At 47.6% G+C, this 4,666-nt stretch carries 6 protein-coding genes and 1 tRNA gene; all 7 read left to right on the plus strand.

All coding sequences use genetic code 11. The features are described 5' to 3' along the window. The first annotated feature begins 99 nt into the window (after positions 1 to 99). Positions 100 to 486 carry a hypothetical protein gene (locus tag J4F31_11950; protein MCE2497269.1) on the plus strand — a complete coding sequence of 129 codons (387 nt, stop codon included), beginning with the start codon at positions 100 to 102 and terminating at the stop codon, positions 484 to 486. A gap of 70 nt (positions 487 to 556) precedes the next feature. After that, a complete protein-coding gene (locus J4F31_11955) occupies positions 557 to 1,303 on the plus strand; it encodes an HAD family hydrolase (protein ID MCE2497270.1) in 747 nt (248 codons plus the stop codon). After that, positions 1,300 to 1,788 (plus strand): YkgJ family cysteine cluster protein, encoded by a 489-nt coding sequence (locus tag J4F31_11960; protein MCE2497271.1) that lies wholly within the window; start codon positions 1,300 to 1,302, stop codon positions 1,786 to 1,788. Before J4F31_11955 ends, J4F31_11960 begins: the two co-directional genes overlap by 4 nt. A gap of 2 nt (positions 1,789 to 1,790) precedes the next feature. Beyond that, positions 1,791 to 3,194 (plus strand): exodeoxyribonuclease VII large subunit, encoded by a 1,404-nt coding sequence (xseA, locus tag J4F31_11965; GenBank protein ID MCE2497272.1) that lies wholly within the window; start codon positions 1,791 to 1,793, stop codon positions 3,192 to 3,194. Next, a complete protein-coding gene (gene xseB / locus J4F31_11970) occupies positions 3,172 to 3,381 on the plus strand; it encodes an exodeoxyribonuclease VII small subunit (GenBank protein ID MCE2497273.1) in 210 nt (69 codons plus the stop codon). The genes xseA and xseB overlap by 23 nt, the downstream gene beginning before the upstream one ends. A gap of 252 nt (positions 3,382 to 3,633) precedes the next feature. After that, positions 3,634 to 4,134, plus strand: coding sequence for a DUF2911 domain-containing protein (locus J4F31_11975; protein MCE2497274.1), 501 nt, complete (start codon positions 3,634 to 3,636; stop codon positions 4,132 to 4,134). A 135-nt stretch (positions 4,135 to 4,269) separates the two neighbouring features. After that, positions 4,270 to 4,343 (plus strand) — tRNA-Arg (locus J4F31_11980). The last annotated feature ends 323 nt before the right edge of the window (positions 4,344 to 4,666 follow it).

Genomic DNA, 4,666 nt, shown 5'->3' on the forward strand with positions numbered 1-4,666 from the left:
CCCGGGAAAAGCGATAAAGTGCCCCTGTCGGTTGTTAACTTCTAATCATCAAAATTAACAGGTGGTGAAACTAAAGGGAATGACGGTTGAAACAGGTAAATGAAACTCCCACCGCAAATAGCACTTGTATTTGAGGTCGATGGTCGCGTATTGGGCTTTAAACTCAAACATATAGGCACCGAGTTGGTCCAAGACTTGAAGGTCACGTTCAATAGACCCGTAACCGGAACAAAGTACCAAGTTGGCCAACGAATGCTTCACAAACGAATCGATAGGTTGAGCTTATTTACTTCTCGGATGTTCATGTATCCCGAGCAGGAATTCGAGGGTTTTGTGAATGACTTTAGGAATTATATCGAAAGAAAACAGCCACTTAAATTCGACACCCTGATCGAATACACCACACACAGCGCTGGCAAACAGCAATATAAGCTCGAACACAAGCTCCATATCTGGTTAGATCTACCACAGGTTCGTAAAACTTAACATTAGCTTTTCTTTTAATTCACTTAATTTTAACCGCCGAAAAACCAGTACTAAGCCCATTGGCGGATCTATGAACCTAGTGATTTTTGACATCGACGGAACCATTACAAAAACGAATCCCGTCGACGAAGCTTGCTTTCGACAAACGGCCGAAGAGATCTTTCAAAAAAAGATAGGCTCCATCGATTTTCACGACTTCCGTAACATCACGGATAGCACCGTCGTATTTGAGCTCTATCAAAAACACATGGGGCGAAATCCGAGTCGCGACGAGTACTACTCCTTTAGAAAGGCCTTCAAGAAGAACTTGAAAAGCCTATTCAAAACACACTCCAATGAGTTTGAACCGGTCGACGGAATTCAAACGCTACTCCATGAGCTGGGCAAGCACGGCAAATGGAAGTTCATCATCGCCACGGGCTGTTGGAAATTCTCTGCCAAGTTCAAGCTGGAGAGCTCCGGCTTTTACTATAAAAAGCTGGACGTAGTTACAGCTGACGACGGATTAACACGGGATCGGATCATTCTTAACGCGATCAATCAGGCCAAAAAAAAGCACAGTGTCGACAACTTTAAACGAATCGTGTACGTTGGTGACGCCAGTTGGGACATTAAGTCGTGCTACAACCTGCACTTGCCATTCATAGGCGTAGAGGCTGAAGAGAACGACAAAAAGAAGGAAGAACTGGGCAACTACCTCACCATGCATCAATATCCGGCCTTGAAGGACTTCATCAAGATCGCCAAACAGGCCAAAGTTCCAGCCTTGCCATTCGTTCATCCCCTCTTTCGCGAAGAAGAGAACGGGGATCTATGAATAGCGACTACCGCAAATATCTCGAACGTGCCGAAAGCGAAGGTAAAAGCATCAAAAAGACCTTCGCTCGCTGGAAGCGAAAAACACCCAATAAGCTCGACGATCATTTTCAGGAAGCTCACTACGAAGCTTTCGAGGAAATAGAATGTTTGGATTGCGCCAATTGTTGCAAAACCACGAGTCCGATCTTCATCGATCGCGATATCGACCGTATCGCAAGTCATTTGCGAATGAAGCCCTCTGCCTTTATAGAAAAGTATTTGCGGCTCGATTCGGACGACGATTACGTACTACAGCGCTCGCCCTGCGCATTCTTAGGCCCCGATAACTACTGCTCTATTTACGACTTTAGGCCTCGTGCATGCCGTGAGTATCCGCATACCGACCGAAAGAACATGCATCAGATTCTCGACCTCACGCGCAAGAATACCGAGGTTTGTCCGGCCGTTGCGCGCATCGTTTTGCAGCTGAAGTCCTATCTTTAGGCATGCCCGAAACGCAAAACGACAAAAAGATATACCGGCTCGAAGAGATCAGCGCCAGTCTGGAGCGTATGATCACTCAATTCTACGGCGACAAGTTCTTCTGGATCCGGGCCGAGATCAGCGAATTCCGCATGGCCCCTAGCGGCCACGCGTACCTGAATTTGGTCGATGCCAACGAAGAAGTAATACGCGCCGAAATGCGCGGCATGATCTGGAAGACCGCACTCGATGGCGTTCGAAAGGAACTGGGTAACGAATTCGACGCCCTCATGAAACCCGGTTCAGGGATCGTGTTCAAGGCCGGAATCCAATTCAGCAAGCGCTTCGGGCTAAGCTTAACGATCCTCAACATCGATCTCGGCGCCGTTCTCGGGGAAATAGAAAAACGCAAACAAGAAACGATTCTGCGCCTACGGCGCGATGGGCATTTTGAAACCAACAAACAACACTCGCTCCCTCTGGTGACCCAGCGTATCGCGTTGATCGGAGCCCCCGACTCGGCCGGACTCCAGGATTTTGTGAAACAGCTCGAACGCAACCATTGGGGGTTTGATTTCGCCGTGGAGGTAATTCCTGTGACCGTTCAGGGAGACAAAGCTCAACCCCAGATCATCAACGCTCTCGAAAAACTCAATGCTCATCGTTACGAATGCGTTGCTATCTTGCGAGGAGGTGGTTCTAAAATCGATTTGGATGTTTTCAATCAGGAGCCACTTGCACTTGCAATAGCTCGTTGCTCACTCCCGGTAATAACAGGCATTGGACACGAAACCGACATCAGCGTCGCCGATCTGGTGGCGCACACCTACCTCAAAACACCAACGGCATCAGCCTACTTCTTTATCGATAGAGCCGTTAATTTCTTAGGACGCCTGCAGCAATTCAAGAAAGAGCTTTCGAGTGCCGTTCAGGACATCAGACACCGTGCTGCATCGGAACTGCAAGAGGCCACCTCTACCCTGCTCACGAAACCGACCGCGGCCCTAAGGTGGCGAATAATGCAGATGAGTACTGATGCCCAACGCCTAGGTCGATTGGTCCAGCAAAGGGCTGCATCGGCCCGCGAGGGCCTTAAAAGAACCCGCCAATTGATCGCCGGCGAATCTGACCGCATGTTGCATATTGATGCACCGAGAGAACTAACACAACTGAGCGATCAGCTGCTGCATTGGGCTCCGCTGAAGGTGCGGCGTTCGAGAGATGGCCTCGACAATTTGTATTTTCGGTTGAAGGCAGTTGCCCCCGATCAAGTGCTGCAGTACGGTTACAGCATGACTCGCGTAAACGGGGATTGGCTGAAACGGGGTATGGCCGTTCAGGTGGGCGATGAAATGACTACCGAAACGATCGATAAATTCATTACTAGTAAAATCACGAAGATCGATGAGCGAAGAACTGAATTATGAAACGGCATACGGTGAGCTCAAAGGCATTTTGAGCGACCTTCAGAACGACGATGTTACGGTGGATGAGCTCACGGCTAAAGTAAAGCGCGCCAAGCTGTTGCTGGAATTATGTCAGAAGAAGCTGGCCAATGTCGATGCCGATGTAAACGGCATTTTACAGGAGCTTAGGGAAGAGGATGATGAATAGTTCAACTTCCGAAGGGTTTGCATTGCCCGCTTCACATGGATGGTTGCCGCGGGGCGTTGTTTTTAATTTCCGGAGAGCCATTGACTTTGTAAAATCACTAGTGAGTAGCTTGAGGTAGCCGCACTTTGAACATCGGGGGCCCTTGAAGGTTAGTGGATACGAAGATCACTTGAAAATCTCTTAACTTAGGGGCTCGATCGGTAGATATATAGAACCAACTAAATGACCTGAATTAAAAACAATTCTGTTGAAATGAAGAAAATCGCAGCTGTTTTATCGCTCTTGCTCGTACTTGGAGGACTGAGTACGCAAGCTCAGAACAAGAAGAGCCCATTCCAAACCACTCAAGGAAAAATTGGAAACGTGGGAGTTACCATTACGTACAATGCGCCATCGGTCCGTGAGCGCGTCATTTTCGGAGACCTTTTGCCCTACAATAAGGTGTGGCGAGCGGGTGCCGATAAAGCCACTACGATTACGTTCACCGAAGACGTTATGATCAACGGCAACAAAGTAGCGGCCGGAACCTATTCTTTCTTTACCATGCCCAAAGAAGAAGGCAAATGGCCTATAATGTTGAATTCGGTATCGGATCAGTGGGGTGCTTATAACCTCGATACTTCGAAGAACGTATTGGAAACCGATGCGGAAGTCACCGAGATCGATCATGTTGAAACTCTCAGATACCGCGTGTCCGATGGTATGATACATCTGGAATGGGCTACCACACGTATCTCCTTCGCGGTGAAATGATAGCACCTCGATATGGTATTAAGAGAGGCACTCTGAATGATCGAGGCACCTCTCTTTTTACCGTTGAGTTTAAATAGCCAGATCATCTGATAACCGAAAAAAGTACTCAATTGACTATCTTTGCACTCCAAATTCGGTCCCTTAGCTCAGCTGGATAGAGCATCTGCCTTCTAAGCAGACGGTCACAGGTTCGAATCCTGTAGGGATCGCTGAGAGTTAGGCAGGCGACCAAAGTTGTCTGCCTTTTTCTTTTTAAGCCGCAGTGCGGCTTTCACGCACTAAGCAGCCAACGACTGTCAAGTTTTTACTTCTTTGATGCTAAGATAAGAATAGCATCACACACGAGTTTAGCTGACAGTGTTTCTGACAGTGTTTCTGACAGTGTTTTAAATTTTCTTTAACTCCAAGAGTTTCCATAGGAGGTCGGTGTAGTCGTTAGCTTAAAACACTAGTGTGTAGATACCCCAATTATTAGGACAGAATTTGTTCAAATATAGTTTATCAAGTCTCATGCAGCTTGCAGGTATTTATT

The organism is Flavobacteriales bacterium, assembly GCA_021296215.1.
GTDB lineage: Bacteria > Bacteroidota > Bacteroidia > Flavobacteriales > ECT2AJA-044 > ECT2AJA-044.

What these genes read in the sequence shown, in the direction of transcription:
- J4F31_11950 (MCE2497269.1), top strand. Translation starts at nt 100, where the DNA reads ATGAAACTCCCACCGCAAATAGCACTTGTATTTGAGGTCGATGGTCGC.
- J4F31_11955 (MCE2497270.1), top strand. Translation starts at nt 557, where the DNA reads ATGAACCTAGTGATTTTTGACATCGACGGAACCATTACAAAAACGAAT.
- J4F31_11960 (MCE2497271.1), top strand. Translation starts at nt 1,300, where the DNA reads ATGAATAGCGACTACCGCAAATATCTCGAACGTGCCGAAAGCGAAGGT.
- xseA (MCE2497272.1), top strand. Translation starts at nt 1,791, where the DNA reads ATGCCCGAAACGCAAAACGACAAAAAGATATACCGGCTCGAAGAGATC.
- xseB (MCE2497273.1), top strand. Translation starts at nt 3,172, where the DNA reads ATGAGCGAAGAACTGAATTATGAAACGGCATACGGTGAGCTCAAAGGC.
- J4F31_11975 (MCE2497274.1), top strand. Translation starts at nt 3,634, where the DNA reads ATGAAGAAAATCGCAGCTGTTTTATCGCTCTTGCTCGTACTTGGAGGA.